The sequence below is a fragment of the Methanosarcina barkeri MS genome (assembly GCF_000970025.1).
GTDB lineage: Archaea > Halobacteriota > Methanosarcinia > Methanosarcinales > Methanosarcinaceae > Methanosarcina > Methanosarcina barkeri.
The window spans coordinates 1,619,914-1,642,247 of record NZ_CP009528.1 but is presented as its reverse complement, the minus strand read 5'-3'; the positions used below and the strand labels follow the sequence as shown (position 1 = coordinate 1,642,247).

16 protein-coding genes and 1 pseudogene are annotated in these 22,334 nt (G+C 40.4%); 6 read left to right on the top strand and 11 right to left on the bottom strand.

Translation table 11 applies throughout. The annotated features are described in order from the left end of the window. Window positions 1-3 precede the first annotated feature (3 nt). From MSBRM_RS06635 to MSBRM_RS06625, 3 genes are all read left to right on the top strand, one after another. Window positions 4-387, top strand: a complete 384-nt coding sequence (locus MSBRM_RS06635; protein ID WP_048118660.1) for a response regulator — start codon at window positions 4-6, stop codon at window positions 385-387. 379 nt (window positions 388-766) lie between these two features. Beyond that, entirely contained in the window at window positions 767-2,248 is a 1,482-nt protein-coding gene (locus MSBRM_RS06630) for an aldehyde dehydrogenase family protein (RefSeq protein ID WP_048155119.1), read from the top strand. A gap of 52 nt (window positions 2,249-2,300) precedes the next feature. Further along, window positions 2,301-3,704: an aspartate aminotransferase family protein gene (locus MSBRM_RS06625; protein WP_141706494.1), complete on the top strand. Its 1,404-nt coding sequence runs from the start codon at window positions 2,301-2,303 to the stop codon at window positions 3,702-3,704. 957 nt (window positions 3,705-4,661) lie between these two features. On the opposite strand, the gene MSBRM_RS06620 is transcribed toward MSBRM_RS06625, so the two are convergent. The 8 genes and pseudogenes from MSBRM_RS06620 to MSBRM_RS06585 form a co-directional block, all read right to left on the bottom strand. After that, window positions 4,662-5,822 carry an ABC transporter permease gene (locus tag MSBRM_RS06620; protein WP_048118667.1) on the bottom strand — a complete coding sequence of 387 codons (1,161 nt, stop codon included), beginning with the start codon at window positions 5,820-5,822 and terminating at the stop codon, window positions 4,662-4,664. Beyond that, window positions 5,809-6,495 (bottom strand): ABC transporter ATP-binding protein, encoded by a 687-nt coding sequence (locus MSBRM_RS06615; RefSeq protein ID WP_048118670.1) that lies wholly within the window; start codon window positions 6,493-6,495, stop codon window positions 5,809-5,811. Before MSBRM_RS06615 ends, MSBRM_RS06620 begins: the two co-directional genes overlap by 14 nt. 6 nt (window positions 6,496-6,501) lie before the next feature. Further along, window positions 6,502-7,734: a COG1361 S-layer family protein gene (locus tag MSBRM_RS06610; protein WP_230669079.1), complete on the bottom strand. Its 1,233-nt coding sequence runs from the start codon at window positions 7,732-7,734 to the stop codon at window positions 6,502-6,504. After that, window positions 7,731-8,369 (bottom strand): YIP1 family protein, encoded by a 639-nt coding sequence (locus MSBRM_RS06605; RefSeq protein ID WP_048118673.1) that lies wholly within the window; start codon window positions 8,367-8,369, stop codon window positions 7,731-7,733. The genes MSBRM_RS06610 and MSBRM_RS06605 overlap by 4 nt, the downstream gene beginning before the upstream one ends. A 1,060-nt stretch (window positions 8,370-9,429) precedes the next feature. Then, window positions 9,430-9,933 carry a hypothetical protein gene (locus MSBRM_RS06600; RefSeq protein WP_048118676.1) on the bottom strand — a complete coding sequence of 168 codons (504 nt, stop codon included), beginning with the start codon at window positions 9,931-9,933 and terminating at the stop codon, window positions 9,430-9,432. Window positions 9,934-10,100: 167 nt separating this feature from the next. Then, a pseudogene (locus MSBRM_RS06595) lies at window positions 10,101-11,114 on the bottom strand (ankyrin repeat domain-containing protein); the annotation flags it as partial. A 258-nt stretch (window positions 11,115-11,372) separates the two neighbouring features. Continuing rightward, window positions 11,373-12,215, bottom strand: coding sequence for a tetratricopeptide repeat protein (locus MSBRM_RS06590; protein WP_048155116.1), 843 nt, complete (start codon window positions 12,213-12,215; stop codon window positions 11,373-11,375). A gap of 287 nt (window positions 12,216-12,502) precedes the next feature. Continuing rightward, on the bottom strand, window positions 12,503-12,982 hold the full coding sequence (locus MSBRM_RS06585; RefSeq protein WP_268989055.1) for a glycine betaine ABC transporter substrate-binding protein: 480 nt from the start codon (window positions 12,980-12,982) through the stop codon (window positions 12,503-12,505). A gap of 88 nt (window positions 12,983-13,070) precedes the next feature. Here MSBRM_RS06585 and MSBRM_RS06580 point away from each other — a divergent pair, with 88 nt between their 5' ends. Next, window positions 13,071-14,063: an IS701 family transposase gene (locus MSBRM_RS06580; RefSeq protein WP_048155834.1), complete on the top strand. Its 993-nt coding sequence runs from the start codon at window positions 13,071-13,073 to the stop codon at window positions 14,061-14,063. A 56-nt stretch (window positions 14,064-14,119) separates the two neighbouring features. On the opposite strand, the gene MSBRM_RS06575 is transcribed toward MSBRM_RS06580, so the two are convergent. The 3 genes from MSBRM_RS06575 to MSBRM_RS06565 all read right to left on the bottom strand — a co-directional run bounded on the left by MSBRM_RS06575 (window position 14,120) and on the right by MSBRM_RS06565 (window position 17,148). After that, window positions 14,120-14,584: a glycine betaine ABC transporter substrate-binding protein gene (locus MSBRM_RS06575; RefSeq protein ID WP_230669077.1), complete on the bottom strand. Its 465-nt coding sequence runs from the start codon at window positions 14,582-14,584 to the stop codon at window positions 14,120-14,122. 168 nt (window positions 14,585-14,752) lie between these two features. Further along, window positions 14,753-15,583, bottom strand: a complete 831-nt coding sequence (locus MSBRM_RS06570; RefSeq protein ID WP_048118682.1) for an ABC transporter permease — start codon at window positions 15,581-15,583, stop codon at window positions 14,753-14,755. Beyond that, on the bottom strand, window positions 15,577-17,148 hold the full coding sequence (locus MSBRM_RS06565) for a quaternary amine ABC transporter ATP-binding protein (protein ID WP_048155111.1): 1,572 nt from the start codon (window positions 17,146-17,148) through the stop codon (window positions 15,577-15,579). Before MSBRM_RS06565 ends, MSBRM_RS06570 begins: the two co-directional genes overlap by 7 nt. 707 nt (window positions 17,149-17,855) lie before the next feature. On the opposite strand from MSBRM_RS06565, the gene carA reads away from it, so the two are divergent. Continuing rightward, window positions 17,856-18,962 (top strand): glutamine-hydrolyzing carbamoyl-phosphate synthase small subunit, encoded by a 1,107-nt coding sequence (carA, locus tag MSBRM_RS06560; RefSeq protein WP_048156882.1) that lies wholly within the window; start codon window positions 17,856-17,858, stop codon window positions 18,960-18,962. After that, a complete protein-coding gene (gene carB, locus MSBRM_RS06555; protein WP_048155108.1) occupies window positions 18,962-22,189 on the top strand; it encodes a carbamoyl-phosphate synthase large subunit in 3,228 nt (1,075 codons plus the stop codon). The genes carA and carB overlap by 1 nt, the downstream gene beginning before the upstream one ends. Window positions 22,190-22,334: the final 145 nt, after the last annotated feature.

The following is a 22,334-nucleotide window of genomic DNA, read 5'->3' as shown; positions in this document are numbered from 1 at the left end:
CCCGTGAAAATACTGCTTGTAGATGATGACCCTTTGTTTTTGGAGCTATCAAAGACTTTCTTAGAAGTCTTTCATGATATAACTTCGGATACTGTAAACTCTGCAAGGGAAGCCCTTCAGAGGCTGGAGAAAAACTCCTATGACGTGGTAGTCTCAGACTATGATATGCCTTTAATGGATGGCATCACGTTTTTGAAAACTATCCGTGACAAAAGGATTGACACTCCCTTTATCCTGTTCACAGGTGTGAGTAAAGACGAACTTATGCACCAGGCAATTGAGAATGGTGCAGATTCCTTTATTCAGAAAATAGGGGACCCAAAAGCTCAGTATTCCGAGCTGTCAAAGAGAATCTGGCAGGCTGTCAGTAGTAATACAAGCTACTAAAAAGAATAGAGTAAGAGCTTTGAACCCTGCGTTAGTTCTCAACCATATTCAAAATGTTTATATCTGTCAATAGCTGTTGCTAAGTCGATTTTTGGATTTTGTCGGTTTTGGATTTTGTCGGTTTTTGGATTTTGTCGGTTTTTGGATTTTTCATTGCAGGCTTTTAAAGAGCATAATATATAACACACCACATTTTATTTAGCTTCTTTTAACTGTATTTAACACTATGCAACTATATTTCTCAACTTATATTTTTATTTAGTCTTGACTTGCTTAATAAGAAGCAGGATTCTTCAGCAGGTCAGAAAAAGCCTTCTGTAACAAAAGATTTCTGGAATATATTTATTTCCTTGTATATTCATGCCTTTATGGGGATCTTATGGTTCAGGATTACAAGCTGTTTATAGGGGGAGAATTTAAGGCCTCTTCAACCGGAGAGACTTTTGAAGATCTAAATCCGGCTACTCTAGAAAGCCTGGCAACAATACAGGTCGCTGGACCTGAGGACGTGGACAGGGCAGTTGAGGCTGCTGAAGCAGGATTCAGGCTCTGGAACGAGGTCCCGGCTGCAAAAAGAGCTGAAGTACTCTTCAGGGCAGCCCGGATTTTACAGGAAAGGAAGAAAGAACTTGCCGTCCTTATGACAGAAGAGATGGGAAAGGTGCTGCCTGAGACAAGGGGAGATGTACAGGAAGCCATTGATATCACAAATTATGCCGCCGGGGAAGGAAGGCGGATGCTTGGGGAGACAACGACTTCCGAACTCAAGGAAAAGTTCTGCATGACCGTACTCAGGCCGATAGGGGTAGTTGGCTTAATAACTCCCTGGAACTTTCCGATTGCTATTCCCGCGTGGAAGATTATGCCAGCCCTTGTAGCTGGAAACGCGATTGTTTTTAAGCCCGCAAGTGACACGCCTCTGCTTGCCTTCAAGCTGATAGAGGTGCTTAGTGAAGCAGGCTTGCCTCCCGGAGTGATAAATCTAGTAACAGGGCCCGGAGGAACTGTTGGGAAAGCTGTAGTCCGGCACCCTCACATAAAGGCTATCTCCTTTACAGGCAGCCTTGATACCGGAAAATGGATCATGGAAGAGTGTTCAAAAACCATGAAAAGAGTCTCTTTGGAACTCGGAGGCAAAAACCCGGTAATTGTTATGGATGATGCCGACCTTGAACTGGCCCTTGAAGGTGTGCTGTGGGGAGCTTTTGGGACTACAGGACAGCGCTGTACTGCTACGAGCAGGCTGATTCTGCATGAGAAGATAAAGGATGAATTCATAAAAAGGCTGCTTGCAAAAGCAAAAGCTCTTAGAATAGGTGAAGGACTCCTGCCTGAGACGGATATAGGACCTGTAATCAACAAAGCTCAGCTTGAGAAGATCGAAAAATACGTGAAAATAGGAAAAGAAGAAGGAGCAACTCTTCTTTACGGGGGAAACAGAATTGATCTCGGGCTTCCTGGCTATTTCTTCGAGCCCACAATATTTACGGATGTCAGGCCAGACATGCGAATTGCACAGGAAGAGATTTTCGGGCCAGTACTCGGGGTCTTTACGGTTTCAGACCTTGAAGAGGCGATCACACTTGCGAATAGTACCAGATACGGGCTTTCTTCGGCAATCTACACTGAGAATATAGGAAACGCTTTCAGGGCAATCGAAAAAATCGAAGCCGGAATCACATATGTTAATGCTCCTACAATAGGAGCCGAAGTCCATCTCCCCTTTGGAGGGGTCAAAGGGACAGGAAATGGTTTTCGGGAAGCTGGTACCGAGGCTGTCAAGGAGTTTTCCGAGGTAAAAGCTGTGTATATAGACTACAGCGGCAGGCTGCAAAAAGCTCAGATAGATTCAGCGGAATAAAATTCATAGGAGTAAATTTCGAGAGCATGGAGAAACTGGGGAGGAATAAATTTTGGCTCAGGAGAAAACTGAAGAATTTGAAACGGTGCAGGGAGTGGAAAAGCCGGGAAAAAATAAAGCAATGGAAGCGGGACAGTATTTTGATTTTTTTGAGCATGAGGCAGGAACGTTTAATACCATTGGCCCGAAAGCCAGGGAGATAATCGAACAGGACTGTAAAATAACATCAGCCTGTACAGCTCGTCCATATCCTCTGGTTGTGGACAGCGCAAAGGGTTCCGTAATCAGGGATGTTGACGGAAGAGAATACATTGACCTGGTTGCAGGAATTGCTGTTATGAATGCAGGATACTCCAATTCTGAGGTTAAAGCTGCAATCTTATCTCAGCTTGAAAAAATGACTCACTGCGGATATGGAGATTTCTTTGCCGAACCTCCTGTAAAGCTTGCAAAAAAGTTAGAAGACCTTTCAGGCTATTCAAAAGTATTTTACTGTAACAGCGGGACTGAAGCCGTGGAAGCTGCAATCAAACTTGCCTTCTGGAAAACAAAACGTCAGGGCCTTATCTCATTTTATAACTCCTTTCACGGCCGGACCCTGGGCTCCCTTTCTCTTACCTGCTCAAAAGCCAGGCAAAAGGAACATTTTCCTGTGCTTCACACAGCTCATTCCCATTATGCCTACTGTTACCGCTGCCCCTTTAAACTCGAGTATCCTTCCTGCGGGATCGAGTGCGCAAAAGAGCTTGAAAACCTGATTTTCAGGCGGGAATTGAGCCCGACGGATACTGCCGCAGTTTTCGTGGAACCGGTCCAGGGAGAAGGTGGGTATATCGTCCCCCCTCCTGAGTTTCATAAAGAAGTGAGGAGGATCTGTACTGATAACGATGTTCTACTTGTAGCGGATGAAGTCCAGGCAGGTTGCTTCAGGACAGGACCTTTCCTTGCAATGGAAAATTTTGGGGTCAAAGCTGAAATCTCATGCTTTGCAAAAGCTCTTGGAGGAGGGCTTCCACTGGGAGCAATACTTGCAGATCGCGAGCTTATGGACTGGCCACAGGGTGTTCATTCAAACACCTTTGGAGGAAATCTTCTGGCTTCAGCCGCGTCTTTTGCGTCTCTTGAGTTTCTGGAAAAGGAAAATATTGAGCACCGAGTAAAGGAGCTTGGTTCCCAGATGAAGCAACGCCTGAGGGAGCTTCAGGAAAACTTTCCATGCATTGGGGACGTACGCGGCCTCGGCCTGATGGTTGGAGTCGAGATTGTAAAACCTGATAAATCAATAGACCCGATACGAAGGGACAGAATTCTAAGGGAAGCCTTTAAAGAAGGAATTCTGCTTCTCCCCTGCGGGGATTCGGTAATTCGTTTCTCTCCACCGCTGGTTATTACAGATGAAGAACTTGATTCTGGAATCGAGAAGTTTCAGAAGGCTATGAAAAAAGCAGGATCTTAAGCTAGCAGACATTTAAGCTAAACAGGCACTTAAGCTAAACAGGCACTTAAGCTAAACAGGCACTTAAGCTAAACAGGCACTTAAGCTAAGCAGACATCTAAGCTGCCTAAAAAATAAAAAAAATTAAGCGCATTATAGTATAAGCAAAAATGAAAAAATTTTCTAAATAAATTTTGCAATCTTCAAAAATAAATTAAAGGCTAATTCACGACGTTTCTGTATGTCAATTACATGAAAATTGTAAAGTTTTTAAGTAGTAATCACATATACAATAATATGGAGTATAAGAACAATGATATGCTTGAGAAGAATAATTTCGCTTTGATAATTTTCATAATTGCTATTGCAATGGCAGTAAGTCTCTTAGGGATAATCATCTGTATTAAGGTAACTCATCTGTATTAAGGTAACTCATCTGTATTAAGGTAACTCATCTGTATTAAGGTAACCCATTTAAGGTAACCCATTTCTAAAAAGGGTTAGGATTTACGCAGTTGAACTGAAAAATCAACAGCATCAGACCGTTTACTGTTTAAAACGTGACTTTTATCTACTGTCGAGTCAAACACAAAATGCCGTATAAAATCGATTGCAATTATTTGGGATCAGTGAATCTTTGATGATTGACTCGACACTACGGTCTTTACTGTAATTGATTTTTTATTGTAATTGATTTTTTACTGTAATTGATTTTTTACTGTAATTGATTTTTTACTGTAATTGATTTTTTACTGTAATTGATTTTTTACTGTAATTGATTTTTTATTGTAATTGATTTTTTACTGTAATTGATTTTTATTGTAATTGATTTTTTACTGTAATTGATTTTTTACTGTAATTGATTTTTTACTGTAATTGATTTTTTACTGTAATTGCTTTTTTACTGTAATTGCTTTTTTACTGTAATTGATTTTTTACTGTAATTGATTTTGTTTCTCAACTGTGTAAGTCCTAAAATCATTGATATTTAAGTGAATCTATAGGTTTCATTTTTGAGGCTTTCAATGCCGGGTAAACTCCACCGGTAAGACTGGTAATGATTCCAAATCCAATGCTTCCAACTATATACAAAAAGACACCTCGATCAAACAACGAAGATACATCTTTTAATATTAAATCTGTTATAACAAATACTACACCTAAGCTTAATATTCCCCCAATGAAGCTGGCTATTATTCCAAGAATAAGAGACTCTAAAACAAACATTTTCATTATATCCTTCTTAGATGCTCCGACAGCTTTCATTATACCTATTTCTTTTGTCCTTTCTGTAACTGACATTAACATTATATTTAGAATACTTACACTGGCAACAACTAGAGAAATAGAACCAATTCCCATCAAAAATAGAGAAACATATCTCAAAGCGTCTTCAACACCACTTAACATATTTTTTACTGAAGACAAAAAAACCTTGTCATCTTTCTTATTGAGCATTTTTTTAACTGAATTTTCCACGCTGTCTACATCATCAACATTTTTAGCTTTAACTATCACAAAATCATATTCATTATTGTTGTCAGTAAATATTTTGTTGTAAACTTCGGGGTTAACAAAAATTGAATTATCCACACTAACGTCAGGACTCATACCTCGCTTTTTGAGAATACCAGTTACTTTCAACTTTGTATCTTCTAATGTTACTTTCCCACCCACTTTTATATCCAGAAAGTTTGCAAGTTCCTGCCCTATTACACAACCTGTGGAGCTACTTTTGAGCATTTTTCCATTATCTATCTCAGCCAGAGTAGTCAAATCTTCATTTCCAACTCCATATACAGCACCATACATTGATTTGTCTTTGTATTCTATTTTAGTACCTGAGGAATAGATAGGCAAGACACTTTCAATCCCACTAATTTTATCTAGTTGTTTTACCTGGTTTTCGGTGATAGATGTTTCTCCACCTGCCGGATAGACTACTATCTCATTATTATAGTCTTCAAAGGAATTAGAAACAGAAACTTTCAGACAATTTCCAAGAATTCCCATCGATGATATCGCAAAGACCCCGATAATTATTCCGATTGCTGCAAGAATAGTACGTACAACTCTTCTCTCCAAATTCCTTTTTGCAAGTTGAATATAAATATTGCCAGGCTGCTTAACTATTTTCATTGGATATTTCACCATCAATGAGTTTTACGTTTCTATTTGAATAATGCATAAGTGTTGGATCATGTGTTACTACAACCAATGTTGTTCCATTGAGATTAAGAAACCTTAGTAATTCCATGATTTCTCTTCCCGTTTTTGTATCTAGATTGCCTGTTGGTTCATCTGCAAGAAGTAGAGACGGAGAATTAGCAAGAGCCCTGGCTATTGCTACTCTTTGTTGTTGTCCGCCTGAAAGCTCGTAAGGTTTATGAGTTGCATACTTTGAATCAAGATTTACCTTTTCTAACAACGATAATGCTTTTTTTTGTCGCGTTACTTCCGAAACTTTACTAAATACCATCGGTAATTCAATATTTTCCAATGCTGTAAGAGTCGGGATTAAATTGAATTGTTGAAAAATAAATCCAATGTTACTTCTACGAATAGCTGTCAATTGTTCATCATCAAGTTTTGAGATATCAATATTATTTATTTTTATAATCCCTTTTGTTGGAGTATCAAGGCACCCTATGAGATTAAGAAGAGTAGATTTTCCTGAGCCAGACGCACCCATAATCGTGAGGAAATCTCCTTTTTTAATCGAAAGATTCACGCCTTTAAGTGCATGAATATAATTTGGGCCGAGAGCATATGTTTTTGCGATTTCCTGCAATTCTACAACTTGATCAGCCATAAAAACTCAACTCTCGCCTTCCCCTTTGTTCATCTTCTTTTGCTTTTTCCAGGAATATCCGATAATTCCGAAAACCGCAATACACATAATTATAATAATGGCTATAAGGAGAGGAGATGATGCCTTTTTGTCAGTTTGAAACGATGATTCTTTTGAATCTAAATATACAGATTTTGTAATTGATGTATAAGCATTGTCAGTACCTCTAAATTCAATTAATAAAGGGATCTCTGGAGTTCCGGGAGATACAAATGCTGATAACTCAAAGCTACTGAAATCATCCTTCTCAAGACTGCCTATAAAGTAACTTGGGTAGGGTTTTGTGGAGTTGATTCCTTTTGAATCAATTAAGGAAACCATGACGTTTTTCATATCAGTTAACCCAATATTGTTGATTTCTCCACTAACTGTGTATTTACTTCCCAGATTATTTACTTCGATGTTTGTTAAAGTCAGTGTTGGTTTCGAGATCACGTCTAGGTTTGTACTTGTTGTTTCACTCGTATGATGATTATCTCCGTTAAAATAGGATATCAAACATTTTATTTTTTTATTTCCTGGGCTTGACTTTACCGTATTTACTGTGAATTCAACGGTTGAGTTATTTCCTGCAGGAATAGTTCCGACAAAAATATTGGACGGATAAATAAGAACATCTTCACATGAAGGGCTTAAAATGACATCTTTAATATCGCTAGAACGTGGATTTATTACATCTACCGTAACAGTCGAAATTTCATTTATCATACTTGAAGGAAGATTCGAAAAAACAAGTTGTGCATTCCTGTCATCAATTTTTATTGGAATTTTATAATTTAAATCGTACATATCACTTCCCCCTATTAACTCAAAGTTCAGGAAGTGTGTGCCACTGGATGCTTCTTTTTTGACTTTAATGTTAAAAGTTAAATTTAGCGTATCTCCAGGTCCTATCAAGCCTATGTTTGAATAACCTTTATCCATTACTTCTATGTCATTGGTTCCTATAAGTGATGCACTAACAATATAGGCATTCATATCAAAGGTTTTACTATCCTCCTGTACGTAAACATCTCCAGTTGCCATATTCTTAAGGGATACGGTGACAGTTCCGTTATCTTCTGGAAAAAGGGAAAGAGGATCGGATTGGCAGGTTACTTGAACAGTTGGCCTTACAGTAGTATCACCCGCAACTGGAATTATAAGAAATATACACAGTATCGAAGTTGCTATTGATCTTATCATTGTTTTTCGTATCAAGTCAATCCTCCGATTAATGAATAAACCTGGTAGATAAGAGTCAGGCCTACAGGAACGCCGATAGTAAGGATAGCATTTTTTGTTGACATATTGCGTGCATGTACGAGTGCGAATACCCAAATGTTTGCAGACAATAAGAAACATAACATTACAAATGTTTCCGCTGCCAAAGAGAGAGGATTATTCACCAATGCTTGTGCGAAACTTTCTGAAAAAAGTTGAGGGTTTTGTGATGAGATCGGTACTGAGGGTAGTATGTAGTACATAACAACTAAATTTACAATCCCTGCAAGGATTTGTGGAGCAAACCCATAGCCTACAAACTCCAGAGTCCTTTTAAAAGAACCATCTGGATGAAATAAAAATGATATGAGGTAGAAAATCCCAGCCAATATGATCCAGTATAAGAATGTTCCAAAGAGACCCACAATGACACTACCTAACGTCACAGCAGTAGACAGAAAGGAATTTCCATCTAAAGGCAGGATTTCTTTCATTTTATTCATCATTAGAATACCTGAACCTATTTGAAGTATGGAAATAATAAGTACTATCAGTACAGGATATTTGAAACTGACCTTCTTTTTTGACTTTTCACTGAAAAACAAATTTGGATTAAATAATAGCTCTTTCATACTTTATCTCCTAAAGTAAATATAATTAAGCTAACTAGAAAATTTATATTCATAATTGAATTATTCAATTCCATATTTAGTGTCAATTTGGCAAGTTTGATATTTTTGGCCAAGAGTTCATCCTTTGTTGAAATGAAAATGAAATGAGAATAATTGTATTAGCTTGAAAGAACAGGTTTTCCAGGTTCCTTTCTTTAATCAGGTTTTTCGATTTCGATCATGTTTACTCCGGCTCTTTAATCAGGTTTTTCAACTTCGATTATGTTTACTCCGGCTGCATTCATCAAATCTTTCTCAGTGAACTTACCTGTTCAGAGAAAAGCTATTGAGACTGCTTTCCAGGAGGTTTCAAAGTTATTTGTGAAACTCGACATTATAACGCCTGCTTTGAATCAGGCTCTATATTCAATTAATTTCACTGTCAAGAGTTCTAAGTAAACATATTAATGTTGACTATATATAGATATCCGTTCAGAAACTTTTTGTAATATTTGTCTTGAAAATATTTATCCTTTTGGAGAATTTTTAAGTTATTTCAAAATAAATTTGAGAACTTAACCATAAAATATATATAAAAAATAGATAAAATTTATTCCAAGTTATTAATTTATCTTACATTGACAATATCAAGTTAGGCAGTGTGCCAATTTTTATGTAAAATCATAACTCTCAAAAAATAACTCTCAAGAAATAACTCTCAAGAAATAACTCTCAAGAAATAACTCTCAAGAAGTTATTGAGTAGAAAATTCCATCTTGGAAGATCAATTCTCTACATAGTACGCAAGAACTTGACTTCAAATTTACAGCAAATTAGAGACACTGCCAAATTCAATAAAACATTTTTTTATATTGAACTCATTCAAAAACCAATTATCCTCAAAAAGTAAATGAGTTCTACTAATTGAGGTATCCGGTTTAATTATAAAACACACTCTAAAAAAAGGGCAAAATACAACTACTTATTTTCATTAAATAACTACGGATTGTTCAAATAAAATACGGATTGTTAAATAAAAAAGAAAAAAATATATTTTCCCTTATCTTTTCAGTCCTTTCTTTTATTTTCTGTTCTTGTTGATGTCATTTAACCTATCTGTCTGCCTGAGCGTTAAAAGCCTGCTTGCAAGAGGGGACATAGGAAGGTCTGCACTAAGCGTTAGAGAGCTTATTCTTGATTCTGTCAGCATTCTTCCAGGCAGGTCAGGGAAGACCTCAAGCCCTTTTCCTACAGGCATCTTTGGGCTTTTGGGTATGGACTCCAGAAGACCAGCAGATTTGATTCCGGTAACGGAGCTGGAAACAAGCCTCGGAAGAGTTTCCGAACTCAGGCGAAGATGATCAGAAGAAGAGAGTCCAAGATCCCTATCAGACGAGAGACGTTTATTGAAATCAGGCATAAGTCCCCTGAACTGGTCAAGGACCGGATTTGAAAAAGTAGCTGATTCGTAAGTTGGAGTAAGATTTTTGGCAAGGGCCTTTTCGCGGGCTACGCGGTCAGTTAAGTGAGAAGGCAAAGCTGAATTTTCTGGTTCACTGTCATTCATAGCAGTAAGGATTGTCACGATGGTATATCAATTATACGAGGGCTTTTCCGGTTTTCTTCGCTGTAACAAAAATTACAATGATTTCTGATAAGCCAATGATTTCTGATAAGCGCCTTATTCTATTGCAGTTATTTTTGTGTATTTCTCACTGTAACAGCGCTATTTAGTTAATCCTTCTAAACAAATCAGGAACTGAAACTTGCGTTACTTTGAAGAAGCAATTCAACAATCTCGTTAAACTCCATTTCTGTCGCAATATCCAGAGCAGTATTGCCATTTTCGTCCTGAATATTAAGGTCGGCACCATTTTTAATAAGCAACTCAACAATATCCTTATCCCCGGCCTGTGTTGAGAGCATCAAAGCGGTAAGCCCGTTTTCTTCTTGAACATCGAGACTGGCACCACTTTCAAGAAGCAATTCTAAAATATCTCTGTATCCTCTGTCTGCCGCATAAGTCAAAGTTGTATTGCCATTTTTGTCCTGAAGATCAAGATCAGCACCGGCTTTAAGAAGTAACTCAACAATATTTTTATGTCCAATCTTTGCTGCAGCAATCAAAGCAGTGTTAAGATTTTCGTCTTGAATATTAATTTCTGCTCCACCTTTAATGAGCCACTCAACAATATCCTTTTGCCCCCGATTTGCAGCAGAAATCAAAGCTGTTTCGCCGTTTTTGTCCTGAATATTAAGATCGGCACCGCTCTCAAGAAGAAGCTTAATAATGTTCCTGTATCCTACTTTTACCGCAAACTTCAAAGCAGTCTCGCAGTTTCCATCCTGAATATTAAGGTCGGCACCACTTTTAATAAGCAATTCTACAATGTCTCCACGTTCGGCCTTTGCCGCAGAAATTAAGGCGGTATCCCCGTTTTCATCCTGAATATTAAGATCTGCACCGCTTTTAATAAGCAATTCTACAATGTCTCTGTACCCTTTGTTCACTGCATAATTTAAAGCAGTTTTACCATATGTGTCCTGCGAATTAATATCAACTTTATTGCTTTTCAAAAGTTTTTCTACATTTTCTATCTGCCCTATCTTAGAAGCTTCAAAAAGATTTTGAGTTTTATCTTTACCAAACAAGTTAGATATGAAGTCCATCAATGTTTTCTCCTTAAATATCGAATGTTTTGTATTAACCAGATTGGTAGCTATCCTGTATTTGGTAGCTATCCTGATGTTTTTGATTGATGCACGGAATCAAAAATACAATTTTTATTGCTCAAATCAAATATAATTATAACTCAAAGAAAATATAAGTTTTATCACTCAGCATCATGAAATTATATAACTATATACTTATTCAGGTTATCAATTCTTCCTTTTGGAGGCGGAAAATGTGTGCCTTAAGAATAAGAACGATCTCAAATTCAACGTTCCAATACAATATCCGAATTCAACGTTCCAAATACAATATCCCGAATTCAATATCCCAAACTCAATACCGGATAATAATCACTCATTAATTTTCACTTCACAAAGTTCTTTTCCCTTCTCAGCGGCTTCATTTTCAGGGCTGAGTTTCAGGGCCCTTATATAGCACTTGAAAGCCTCACCGTATTCGGCAAATTCGCAAAGCAAATCCCCACCGCTAAGAAGAGAGTTGAGGTGGTCTGGATCGCTTTCAAGAGCCATCTTGAAAGCATTAAGGGCTTTTTCCTTTTCTCCAAGCTCAAGAAGTACGTTGCCTTTCCAGTACCAGGTCTCAGCATTGTCAGGCTTCATAACAGGAGCCTTATTCCGGGAAAAGAAACTGAACCTGGGAATTTTGCAGGCCCAGTCCGAGGCTTTCCTGGGTTCGGTTGCCAGAGCGCGATCGAAAGTCTCAAGAGCCTTTTTCAGGAATCCCATCCTGAAATATACTATACCCTTGTTGGTAAGGATTTTGGGGGATTTCGGGTCAAATTCAAGCGCTTTTTCGAAAGTTTCAAGGGCTTCCTCGTTCCGCCCCATCGCTGAAAGCACGAAACCCCTGTTGGACCACTCGGTAGGGTTTTCAGGCTTAAGTTCAAGGGCGGCATCAACGATTTCCAGGGCTTCTACATACCTTTCAAGCTTGAAAAGAGCCATTCCGTAACACGATTTTGCCTCCATGGCTTTTTCAAGGAACTCTGTCCCTCGCGTCTCTTTTCCTTTTTCGAAAAGCAGATCTGCCATTTCTTTCCAGGCGTCAGCGGCTTCTCCATAGGCAGCAAGCGCGTCTTCAAACCTCCCGACCTTAAAAGAAATTCTGCCTTTTTTGTATTTTTCCTCAGCTGTCCTGTCAAGTTCTTTAAATTTATTTGCCATTTTTGCCATTTTTCTGCCTCTTTTCTACTTAATATATCGAAAGAATTATAAAAATTCTCATCCTCAAAATTTGAACTGCCATAATTCGCATTCTGAGGTGGTATTCTAAAGTAATCCACTTTGAATCTGAAAAATTATCCTAATAAACAATTGGTATTTTATAATATATAATAATTTTAAATTCGCCCGGCGATTAAACTCATCTGGGGGCGCTTTCTAAAGTAATAAAAACAGCGAAAATATGAAGAAAAAACGGAAGTAAAAATGTATAAAAAGAAGATAAAGGGAAAAGAAACTTACTCTTTTCCAATCCATTCATTAACTTTTTGCGGGTTGTTTTCAACCCATTTTGCTGCGGCTGTTTCAGGCGCAGTTCCGTTTTCGATATCCATCATAACGGTCTGGATATCATCGTGAGTCCACTTGAAACGTGTCAGGATGCCGTAGAGATTGGGTTTTTCTTCTTTAAGTCCAAGCCTTGCCACGGTTTCAACGTGATCGGCGTCACCATATGAGCCTTTAGGGTCGTCAAGGTACTTAAGATCCCATCTGTTAAAAGCCCAGTGAGGGGACCAGAGAGTAACAACTATCCATTCTTTGGAATCCAGAGCTTTTTTCAGGGAAGCGGTCATTGCTGCACTACTGCCTGGGACAAGCTCCATTTCCAGACCATAATCGGAAATTGCTGTTTCTGAAGCCTGCATTATGCCTGCTCCTGGTTCTATCCCGATTATCTTTCCACCAAATTTGTCCTTTTCGGAATTGAGTTCTTCAATATAGGACTTACGCAGTTAAAATGCCGAAAACTTGATATCTTTATAAATATACTTATGGCTTAGTGTTTCTCTAAAAACGTACGGAGTTATGGACATAAATCCACCTAAGTGTACCGACATTGACTACATTAATTTTCTCATTGCGGCTTCTAACGTTTTTAGCTGTACTGAAGCTGCTAGATGTTATCCAGACATAGCTAATGCTCCTTCTCATGATGCTTTTACTCGTTGCCTTCAAAGGCAACCTCCAGACACGGAAGCACTATGGGAGGAAGTAAAAAGTTATGTCAAGCTTAAGGGAGGATACCTAATTGTTGATGATTCAACATTAGATAAACCATACGCAGAAGAAATTGCTTTTGTTCGTCGTATGTGGAGTGGAAAACATCATCGTACTGTAAAGGGAATAGGCCTGGTTACCTTAGTTTGGACTGACGGTACAACCGTTATACCTATCGATTTTCGAATTTATAACATCGATGTAGACGACAAAACAAAGAATGACCATTTCCGTGATATGCTTGACAAGGCCGAAGAACGTGGTTTTAATCCCAAATTCGTTTTATTTGATACATGGTATGCAAGTGTGAAAAACCTTAAAGCCATTAGACAGAAAGAGTGGCATTTCCTTACAAGATTGAAAAATAATCGTTTGGTAAATCCTGACAACAAGGGAAATGTGCCACTTGAAACAGTAGATATTCCTCCAAAAGGACGTGTGGTTCACCTCAAAGCATATGGATTTGTAAAGGTGTTTAGGATAGTTTCAAAAAATGGAGACACGCAACACTGGGTTACAGATGTGCAAGAGATGGATGAAGCAAAACGTGAAGATTTGGCAAAGAAGTCATGGAAAATTGAGGAATATCATAGGGGAATAAAACAGTTCTGTGGTGTCGAAAAATGTCAGGCAAGAAAGGAAGAATCACAAAGAGCACATATAATGTTCTCATTAAGAGCTTTTCTTAGACTGGAATTACAAAGAATCAAAAGTGGAATATCCTGGTTTGAAAGTGCTATGAAAATTAGAAGAGTGGCAGTGACAGAATACTTAAGGAATCCCCAATACACGTTAAATTAATTCAAATATTTGAAAGTTTGGAAAAAACAATATGCTAGGAGCCAACTGCGTAACTCCTAAATAGAATTGATGGGTACGTAAGAGGGAACAACAAGCCCGATTTTACAACCTTCAAGGTTTGTCTGGACAGAATCAAGCTTATCACCGTAAACTTCCCAGTAATGCTTGTGGGTATAGGGAAGCCATGCCGAAGTAGTGAAATCAAACTGCCCATCAGCAAGTTCCTGATAAAGTGGACCTGCATCAACTGCAGTTATTTCCACATTTTTATATCCTGCTTTTTTAAGCACCTGTTGCATAACATTAGTACTTGCAATCTCACCGTCCCATAAGACATATCCTATCTTTACAGGCTCACTGAACTCGGATGTTTCTGTTGCTGTAGGAGTTTCCGTTCCTCCCGCAGTTTCGTTTCCCTTTTCGGAACAACCTGCTGCAAGAAGGGCAAGCCCTATCATCAGGCAGATTGCCAGAACAGATCCAAGTTTCTTTACGTTCAAATTAAACTTTGTATTGGTCAAAAATATCTACAACCTATTTGAATTTCTTTCAGTTTGTCTAGTTTTTTTGAGTTTTTCAGGGCTTGAAATGAATGGTGCGCATTCTTTCGGGATTAAGAAGGCGACCCTGTTAAAGTGAAGAGCTTTATCCTGAGTTCCTTTTAAGGAAAAATCAGGAAAGGAGCTTTTTTACCTGGGGCTTAGATGCTGGGTAATCCGGTCCAGAAAAACTGCGATTATGACAATCGCAAGCCCTGATTCAAAGCCCATGCCAATGTCAATACGCTGGATACCCAGAAGGACCTGGTACCCAAGACCCCGGGCTCCGATCATGGCTGCGATTACAACCATCGAAAGGGAGAGCATAATGCACTGGTTGACCCCAGCCATTATGGTCGGGAGCGCTACAGGCAGTTCAACCTTGGAAAGTTTCTGCCAGCTCGTGGAGCCAAAGGAATCTGCAACTTCGGTAAGTTCTTTTGGAACCTGCCTTATTCCAAGGTTTGTGAGCCTTATTGCAGGTGGCATTGAAAACACAATAGTTGCAATCATACTGGGCACATTTCCAAGCCCAAAGAATAGGAGTGCAGGGATCAGGTACACAAAAGGCGGCATGGTCTGCATAAAGTCGAGTACAGGCTTTAAAATACGGGAAAGCGTAGTGTTTTTTGCAGAAAGAATCCCCAGCGGAATCCCGATAATAAGTGCAAGCAGGGTAGACGAAAGCACAAGAGCAAGTGTCTCCATTGAGAGCGTCCAGAGCCCCATGTTTTCGATAAGGAAAAAGCCAATTGCAGTCCCGGCTGCAAGTTTTATGTTGCGTTTTCCTACAAAGTATGCTAGCAGGAAAATCCCAGCGATAAAAAGTTCTGGAGGCAGGAAAAGAAGCGCATTTTTTAAACTCGAGATCAGGAAATCAAGTTGCTTGCTTATAATGTCCAGAAACGAACCGAAGTTTGCTTCAATCCAGTCCACAGCAAGTTCAACAGTATCTCCAATAGGTAACCGGAAGGTCAGCATGTTTTCACCTCCGGCTCCTGCTCTGAGTCAGACCTGAGAGATTCTTTAGCAGTCAGTTCGGCGGGTACAGCTTCACTGGCAGTTTCATTGTTAATTGGCACAGACTCACTGGCAGTTTCATTGTTAATTGGCACAGACTCACTGGCAGTTTCATTGTTAATTGGCACAGACTCACTGGCAGTTCCGTTGTCTATACTATTCTGGACATTCGGAACTCCTAAACTTTTTGATGGGGGTCCGGCTTCTCCTTCATTTTTACCTATCAGGACAGTTTTCTCAGCAGGCTTTCCTTCAAAAGTTTTCTCTGAAACGCTTCTTTCTTCTGAGTTCCTTTTTTCTGGATTTTTTTCTTTGGAGGCCTCAGCCTGCCCGTTTTCTCCAGCCATTGCAAGAGCACCAAGTACATTGCCCCGGACTATAATCCCAAGCAGTTTTCCTGAATCATTGACCACAGCAAGGGGGTACTGGCTTCCTGCAATCAAGGAAATCACCTCACTAAGAGGTCTATCTGGGGTGACACGTGGGGCCTCAGGAAACATTGCTGCTTCAAGGCTCTTCCCACCCCTAAGGGCTTCAAGTGCATCATCTATCATAAGTATGCCTTTCAGATGCCTGTTCTTTCCTTCAACTACATAAATCGAGGAAATCCCATAATCTTTCATCAACTGAATAGCAACCCTGGGCCCGGAATTGATAGACACTAGCGGTTCAGGCCGTTTCATAACCGATTCAGCGGTAAGGATTTTAGACCTGTCAACACCTGAAACGAACCTTGAAACATAGGAATTTGCAGGTTCGGTCAGGATCTCTTCAGGAGTCCCTATCTGGACTACTTCACCGTCTTTCATGATGGCAATGCGGTCTCCGAGTTTCAGGGCTTCATTCAGGTCATGGGAGACAAAGATAATTGTTTTTTGCACCCTATCCTCAAGGGCAATCAGCTCGTCTTGCATCTCGTTCCTGATAAGTGGATCAAGGGCACTGAAAGCTTCGTCCATGAGCAGGATCTCAGGATCATTGGCAAGCGCTCTTGCAAGCCCCACTCTCTGCTTCATGCCTCCACTCAACTGGGTTATTCTGCTATGTTCATAGCCTTTTAGGCCCACGTTTTCTATGGATACAAGCGCCTTAGAGAAGCGTTTTTCTTTAGGAATTCCCTGGATCTCAAGCCCGTAAGCAACGTTATCAAGCACGTTTTTATGGGGAAGTAGGGCGAAGTTTTGAAATACCATACCAATCTTGGTTCTGCGAACATCACGCAGTTCTTCCGCATTCATCTGCGTGATGTTCTGCCCATCTATCAGGATTTCTCCCGCAGTTGGCTCGACAAGGCGGTTTAAGCAGCGTAAAAGAGTAGACTTACCTGAACCTGAAAGTCCCATTATGACGAAGATCTCTCCTTCGTAGACTTCGAAATTGACGTTGTTGAGCCCAACAGTCTGTTTTGTTTTGTCAAAAATTTCACTTTTGGAGAAGCCTTCTTTTAGAAGGGAGATTACTCTCTGAGGATTTTTACCAAAGACCTTGGTAATATTTCGAACTTCAAGTTTTATTTTTTTGTTCATAATGATACCCAGGTTTTGACCTAAGTGGTTTCAAAAATTATTTACAGTCGTTGCAAAGGTAAAACGTTGTTAAAAAATTGCCACAAAACCCATTTAATAAAAACTAAGTTTACTCGAGTTGGTTAGTTCTCTTTACTATTGATTCGGACAGCTAAAAATCAGGTAACTGGAAATATAAACTTAAGAGAACACTCGATTTTTTGCAGCTTAAACAACTTATTTTCCTAGCTGTTATTTCTTGCCCAATTATATATACAATTTTTGCGAAAATTTAATATATAAAAAATAAATTTCTCTCAGAAAATTGGCACAAGTAACATATGGTTTCAGGATCTAAAAGTATGAAATTTGGCTTTACTTTAACATATTGGAGCTTCAGGTTACGATTTTGTTGTAATACAAATCCACCACTCCAGTAAGTTAACGACTTTCCATATATTTTTAATACGATCTTCCAGATTTCCTGCATTTTTTAATTAATTAATTAATTAATGAATTAACTAATTAATTAAAAAAGTATTATTTTTAATGTCAACATTCCAGGAGATAAGTTTTATTTTGGAACTTGAAGAAAGGGCTCCCGGATGAAAAAATATAATTGAAAGATTTATATATTTAAAAACTGAAAAATATAGGACTTCCTGGAATTGGGAAATTCATCGTAACACTTATACATGTCTTATGATATTTACTCGCAGGTTCAGATGATGAAAGCAGTACTAGGCTTAGAAGACGGAACAGTTATTAAGGGCACCGGTTTTGGTGCCGAAGGCACAGCTTGCGGCGAACTTGTTTTTACCACTCAATTCACGGGATATGAGGAGGCCCTAACAGATCCTTCTTACAAGGGTCAGATTTTAATGTTCACTTATCCCCTTATCGGAAACTACGGTGTCAGCGGGGAGCGCGCCCAGTCCGATAACATGCATGCGGAAGGGCTTGTTGTAAGAGAGGCCTGCAAAAAGCCCTATCATTATAAATCATCCCGTTCAATTCATAAATTTTTAGAGGATGAAGGGAAGCCAGGAATTGAAGGCGTGGATACTCGGATGCTCACCATCAGGGCAAGGGAACACGGAACCATGAGGGCAGCCCTTATCGCAGGCAGCGATGACGGAGAAGAGGCTGTTGATATAGCAAGAAACTCTCCCCAGCTCACGGATGAGGAACTTATCTCCCTTGTAACCTGTAAAGAGCCATATTTCATTCCCGGAGCAGAAGGCGCCTGGAAAGGCAGCAGTAAACGCAAACATGCGGTTATAGTCGACCTCGGGATTAAGCGCAATATCATAAACAACCTTCATAAGCGGGGAATTGACCTTACTCTGGTTCCTGCAACTATAAAACCCTCGGAAATTGCAAATTACGAACCTGACCTCCTTTTTATCTCAAATGGACCAGGAGACCCGGAAAAAGCAACGGATGCGATCAATGCCGTAAAGGCTTTTGCAGGCACAATTCCGGTTTGCGGGATTTGTTTCGGGCACCAGATTATTTCCCTTGCTATGGGAGCAAAAACCTACAAGTTAAAATTCGGGCACAGAGGAGGAAACCAGCCAGTAAAGGACCTGATTGAAAACAAGATTTTCATAACCTCCCAGAACCATGGGTATGCCGTTGATGCTGATTCCCTTGACGGCACGGGGCTTTATGTAAAGTACCTGAATGCAAATGACAAAACCGTAGAAGGGGTTTCTCACAAAGACCTGGATATTTTCAGTGTACAGTTCCATCCTGAAGCCCAGGCAGGGCCTATGGATACCGAGGAGACGTTCTTTGGCAAGGTTGTAAAGGTCCTCGGAGGTGAGATTTAATGCCAAAACGCGAGGACATAAAGAAGGTTTTGCTTATCGGCTCAGGGCCAATTACTATAGGACAGGCTGCGGAATTCGACTTTTCAGGCAGCCAGGCTTGCAGGTCCTTAAAAGAAGAAGGGATAAAGGTTGTCCTTGTAAACTCAAACCCTGCAACCATAATGACCGATCCTGAAATGGCTGATTCGGTCTATATTGAGCCCCTTGACGCCAAGATAGTATCAAAAATTATTGAAAAAGAACGTCCGGACGGGATTATTGCAGGTATTGGAGGTCAGACTGGCCTTAATATTACCAGTGAACTTGCAGAAAAGGGTGTTTTTGAAAAATACGGGGTTAAGATTCTGGGAACCCCTGTTGAAGCCATTAAAAATACCGAAGACAGGGAACTCTTCAAAGAGACAATGATCAAGATAGGAGAAAAGGTTCCTTTAAGCCGGGCAGTTAATTCTTTAAAAGAAGCCGAAAGTGTTGTTGATGAACTTGGCCTTCCTCTCATTGTCCGTCCGGCATACACTCTTGGAGGAGCAGGGGGCGGAATTGCACGCACAAAAGAAGAGTTGCTTGATATTACGGAACGTGGGCTCAGGCGCAGCCGCATCAACCAGGTGCTCATTGAAGAAAGTGTGCTTGGCTGGGCAGAGATCGAGTATGAGGTAATGAGAGATGCAAATGATACCTGCATCGTGATCTGTAACATGGAAAATATTGACCCCATGGGAGTGCATACCGGAGAATCGGCAGTTGTTGCTCCTTCCCAGACTTTAAGCGATGCTGAGCATCAGATGCTCAGGAGTGCCTCAATCAAGATTATCCGAGCTCTCAAGATCGAGGGAGGGTGCAATATCCAGTACGCCTTAAAAGAAGGCGATTACCGCGTTGTTGAGGTAAATCCAAGGGTTTCAAGGTCATCAGCCCTTGCATCAAAAGCTACAGGCTATCCAATTGCCCGCGTAACTGCAAAAATTGCAATTGGAATGAAGCTTGATGAGATCATAAACAATGTTACTAAGAGCACTCCTGCTTCTTTTGAACCTGCTCTGGACTACGTAATTACCAAAATTCCCAGGTGGCCTTTTGACAAGTTCACAACTGCAGACAAGACCCTGACTACAGCCATGAAAAGTACGGGAGAAGTCATGGCAATTGGCAGGACTGTTGAAGAATCCCTGCTGAAGGCTTTTAAGTCCCTGGATATCGACAACCAGTTAGGAAATAAGCACTGGGACGAGCCTGAAACTAAAACTCTCCTCAAGACCCCTACAAGCGAACGTCTTTTTGTTATCTTCGATGCACTTGAGAAGGGTATGTCGGTAAAAGAAATTTTCGAGCTTTCGAGTATCAACCCATTCTTTATCTCAAAGATAAAAAGTATCGTGGATATGGAAAAGCGCATCAGGGCAGAAGAACTCACTCCTGAACTCCTGCTTGAAGCAAAAAAGATGGGCTTCCCTGATACTCGCCTTGCCGAACTGACTGGAAGTACCAGGCAGGAAATAAGTGACCTCAGACATAAAGCCGGAATTCTGGCTACCTTCAAGATGGTAGATACCTGTGCAGCCGAGTTTGAGGCAGCTACTCCTTATTATTATTCTACTTACGAGGACTCCTGCGAGACAAATGCCACCACAGATAAGAAGAAGATTCTTATTCTTGGTGCAGGCCCGATAAGGATCGGACAGGGAATTGAGTTCGATTACTGTACTGTGCATGCAGTCACTGCGCTTCGGGAAGAAGGCATAGAAACTCATATTATCAATAACAACCCCGAAACCGTATCTACAGACTTTGATACCTCAGACAAGCTCTTTTTTGAACCTCTTACTCTTGAGTATGTGATGAACGTAATCGAGCGTGAGAAGCCTGATGGAGTCCTTGTGCAGTTCGGAGGACAAACCTCGGTAAACCTTGCAATTCCACTCAAGCAGGAATTGAAGCGCAGGACCGACCTTAATACCGTGATCCTGGGAACAGACCCTGATGACATGGACCTTGCCGAAGACAGGGAAAAGTTCTATATCCTTATGCAGAAGCTTGGCGTTCCACAGCCTGAAGGCGGGTATGCAACTTCCCAGAAGGAAGCAATTGAGGTTGCAAAGAGGATCGGCTTCCCTGTGCTTGTGCGTCCTTCCTATGTGCTTGGCGGGCGGGCAATGGAAATCGTATACGATGAAATGGACCTTGAACGCTATATGAAAGAGGCAGTCAGGGTCTCTCACGAACACCCAATACTGATTGATGATTTCCTTGAGGCAGCTTCTGAAATCGATGTGGATGCAGTCTGCGACCAGAAAGACGTAATTATCGGCGCAATAATGGAGCACATCGAGGAAGCAGGTGTTCACTCCGGAGATTCGGCCTGTGTAATTCCACCACAGAGTCTCTCGCCTGAGGTTCTTGACCAGGTAAGGGACTATACCCGCAAGATAGCTCTTGCTCTCAGGGTCAAAGGGCTGATTAACATACAGATGGCAGAGAAAGGCGGGAAGGTCTATGTGCTTGAAGCAAACCCCCGTTCAAGCAGGACAATTCCTTTTGTTTCAAAAGCCGTTGGAATCCCGCTTGCAAAGATTGCAGCTAAGGTAATTGTAGGACACAGCTTAAAGAGCCTGGGCTACATGGACGAGCCAAAACCCAAACATGTTTCGATTAAGGAAGTCCTCTTGCCTTTCGATAAATTACCAGGTGCAGATCCTGTCCTCGGCCCGGAGATGAAGAGTACTGGCGAGGTAATGGGAATTGACTACGACTTCGGAAGGGCATATTATAAGGCAGAGCTTGCAGCCGATAATGTGCTGCCTCTTACAGGAAAAGTTTTCCTTTCCATAAGGAATGCAGACAAAACCGAACTTGTGGACGTTGCAAAGAAACTGCAGGCAGCAGGCCTTGAACTTATGGGCACAGAGGGTACTGTAAACTATCTTGCACAGCACGGGGTCTTCATGGATGTGGTGAAAAAGGTCCATGACGGAAGTCCGAATGTCATAGATATGATGCGCAGGGACGAGGTTAACCTTATCATCAATACCCCGACAAGCAAACAGTCCCGCAGGGATGGTTCAAGGATCAGGCGGGCTGCTGTTGATTTCAAGGTCCCGTACATCACCACAATGCAGGCCGCAATAGCCGCAGCCGCTGCCATAGAGACTATGAAGAAGGGAGAGGAACTTACAATTAAATCCATCAACGAGTACCACAAAGAGATGGAAGAGGAAAACAAAGTCTAACTGGCAAAAACCAACTGGTAAAATCCAACTGGTAAAATCCAACTGGTAAAATCCAACTGGTAAAATCCAACTGGTAAAATCCAACTGGTGAAAACCGAGTAAAGATAGAAATTTCAGCCCGAAATTCTGCTTAAATTCTCTGAAC